Source organism: Microvirga sp. P4_G7, assembly GCF_056401005.1.
This window is the reverse complement of record NZ_JBFUKD010000477.1, coordinates 1-3,026: the sequence shown is the minus strand read 5'-3', so window position 1 is coordinate 3,026 and position 3,026 is coordinate 1. Positions and strand designations below refer to the sequence as shown.

Below are 3,026 nucleotides of genomic sequence, written 5' to 3'. Positions count from 1 at the left end.
GGACTTTACCGCAAGCACGGTCTCATCCCAGGCTAGACGCCCCGACGAACTAGGCAGTGAACTCATAAACACGTCTCGCGGTGGGGCTGACGAGGGTCGGCTTTAGGCTTGAACGACTTGCGGAACGCGCGAAGGGCCGCCCTGAGTTGGCCACATCTAGCAGTGGGAAATACGAACGGCGTCATCGGATCGATGCCGAACTGATCTTCGCGGGCGACCGACGATTTCCAACCACGCTCACTGCGCAATCGTTGACTATGCCATCGGAAGGAACAGTTGCAGGCCACCTCCGGACATACATGTCGGCTCCTTGCGCGACCAATACTCCCGTCTATAATTGGCTCTTCCGCTGTCGTTTGAGTGCAGTGGGTTGCCGCAATGATAAAAAGGACCGCTTGTGTTGTGGTTGATTTCAAGAAGGTGCCTGCTGCTTAGCGCTGTGATCGTGTGCGCGGCATCGATCGGCCTGGAACGGGCCGCCGCCGCCGCGATATCGACGGAAGAAGCGCGCGCGATCGCGAAGGAAGCCTATGTCTGGGGCTTCCCACTTGTCGACAGCTACCGCATCCAGCATTCGTATTTCGTCGACACCAGCAACCCCGAGTACAAGGGCGCATGGAACGAGATCCACAACACGGCGCGGGTCTACACGCCCGACGACAAGGCGATCCAGACCCCCAATTCGGACACGCCCTACTCCTTCGTCGGCGCGGATCTGAGGTCCGAGCCATTAGTGCTGACGGTGCCTAAGGTCGACAAAAAGCGGTACTACTCGCTGCAGTTCATCGACATGTACACGTTCAACTTCGCCTATGTCGGCAGCCGCGCAACTGGTAACGACGCAGGAAGCTTCCTCCTCGCCGGACCGAGCTGGAAAGGCGAAAAGCCGCCTGGAATCAAGGAGGTGATCCAATCGGAAACAGACTTCGCGTTTGTGCTCTACCGCACGCAGCTGCTCGGCCCGGGCGACCTCGACAACGTCAAGAATATCCAGGCCGGCTACAAGGTTCAGTCGCTCTCAGCCTTCCTCGGCCAGCCGGCTCCGCCGCCACTACCGGACATCGACTTCATAGATCCGTTGAGCACGGCGGATCAGAAAACATCGTCCGCGTTTTTCAACCAGCTTAACTTCATCTTGCAGTTCTGCCCGACCCATCCCTCGGAGACCGAGCTCACGGCGCGCTTCGCCCGGATCGGCATCGAGCCCGGCAAGGCGTTCGATGCGGCAGCGCTCTCGCCCGAAATGCGGAATGCGATCGAGGAAGGGATGGCGGACGCATGGGTGGAGTTCGAGAACTACAAGAAGAGCGATATCGACACCGGAAAAATTTCGAGCGCCGACGGTTTCGGCAGACGTGAGTTCCTCGATGGCCGCTACCTCGACCGCATGGCGAGCGCCGTGCTGGGAATTTACGGAAACTCTAAGGATGAGGCTATCTATCCCGCCTTCTTCACGGACGCTGATGGCCATCCGACGGCCGGCGGAAACCGCTATACGTTGCGTTTCGGGCCCGATCAGCTCCCGCCGGTCAATTCATTCTGGTCGCTGACCCTCTACGAACTTCCAGCGAGCCTGCTTTCAGCAAACAAGCTCAACCGCTACCTGATCAACTCGCCAATGTTGCCGCAGCTGAAGAAGGACAGTGACGGCGGTCTGACGCTTCACATCCAGCACGAGTCGCCCGGTGCGGAAAACGAGGCCAACTGGCTACCGACGCCCAGCGGTCCGTTCTTCATGATTATGCGTCTCTATTGGCCGAAGCCGGAAGCGCTGGACGGCAAGTGGAAGGCGCCGGCGCTTGTGCGGGCGCAGTGAACATGAGGAGGCAGACATGACGAACAGGGTGACGGCAATTGTGCTTGTCGCAGTCATTTCGGCGCTGGCTTTGCAGACCGCGAGAGCGGCCGACGTTGAGCCGGTGACGGTCGACAATTTTGTTCGCGCGGAGTCAGACCTCTATCTGGGCGGGATTATCAAGGAGAGCGGGGCCATAGGGAAATTCCACCACAGTCGCGAGCCGGCGCCGATTGATGGACAGACGGTCATTCGGCTCAACCGCGACACACTTTACTCGTCTGCCGTCTTCGATCTCGACGCTGGCCCGGTGAGGGTCACGCTGCCCGACGCGGGTGACCGCTTCATGTCCATGCAAGTGATCAGCGAAGATCACTATGTGCCGGAGGTGAATTACGGTGCGGGAACATACGCGCTCGACAAGGAGAAGGTGGGCACCCGCTATGTAGCCGTGGCAATCCGCACGCTTGTCGATCCCACCGACCCTGAGGACCTAAACAAGGTCCACGCGCTGCAGGATCAGGTGGTCGCCGAGCAGGCGAGTGTCGGAAGCTTTGAGGTGCCCGCCTGGGACCCCGCAAGCCAGAAGAAGGTGCGCGATGCGCTCCTGATCCTCGGCTCCACCATACCCAACTTCAAGAAGGCGTTCGGCACCAAGGAGGAGGTCGACCCGATCCGGCACCTCATCGGAACCGCGGCGGCTTGGGGCGGCAATCCCGACAAGGCCGCCATCTATCTCAACGTCACTCCGGCCAACAATGACGGCACGACCGTTTACAAACTGCACGTCAAGGACGTGCCGGTCGACGAATTTTGGTCAGTCAGCCTCTACAATGCTGAGGGCTACTACGAGAAAAACCCCTATGGCGCGTACTCGCTTAACAACATCACCGCGAAGAAAAGCGAGGGGGACGGCTCGATCGATGTTCAATTCGGTGGCTGCGACGGCAAGATCGCCAATTGCTTACCGATCATGAAGGGTTGGAACTACACGGTGCGCCTCTATCGTCCGCGCGCCGAGATCCTGGACAACAGCTGGACGTTTCCAGAACCRCAGCCCGCGCAATGATTGTGAGGGATACGGAAGCGCCGGCGCGATCACCCGTTGATGGCATCTTAGTCGACCATCGGCAGCGTACGCTTGTGGGCGCAGGAATACCCTTCGCAATCAATGTTGCCTAAGGGGAAATTTGCGACGTGAGTGAGCGCTGCGGTCAGGTGCCTTTGACCC

General features: G+C 59.4%; 2 protein-coding genes. Both read left to right on the top strand.

What is annotated here, in order from left to right:
* Positions 1-397 precede the first annotated feature (397 nt).
* Positions 398-1,816 (top strand): DUF1254 domain-containing protein, encoded by a 1,419-nt coding sequence (locus AC1DT3_RS16620; protein ID WP_477466348.1) that lies wholly within the window; start codon positions 398-400, stop codon positions 1,814-1,816.
* Between the two features lie 16 nt (positions 1,817-1,832).
* On the top strand, positions 1,833-2,864 hold the full coding sequence (locus AC1DT3_RS16615; RefSeq protein ID WP_477466347.1) for a DUF1254 domain-containing protein: 1,032 nt from the start codon (positions 1,833-1,835) through the stop codon (positions 2,862-2,864).
* The last annotated feature ends 162 nt before the right edge of the window (positions 2,865-3,026 follow it).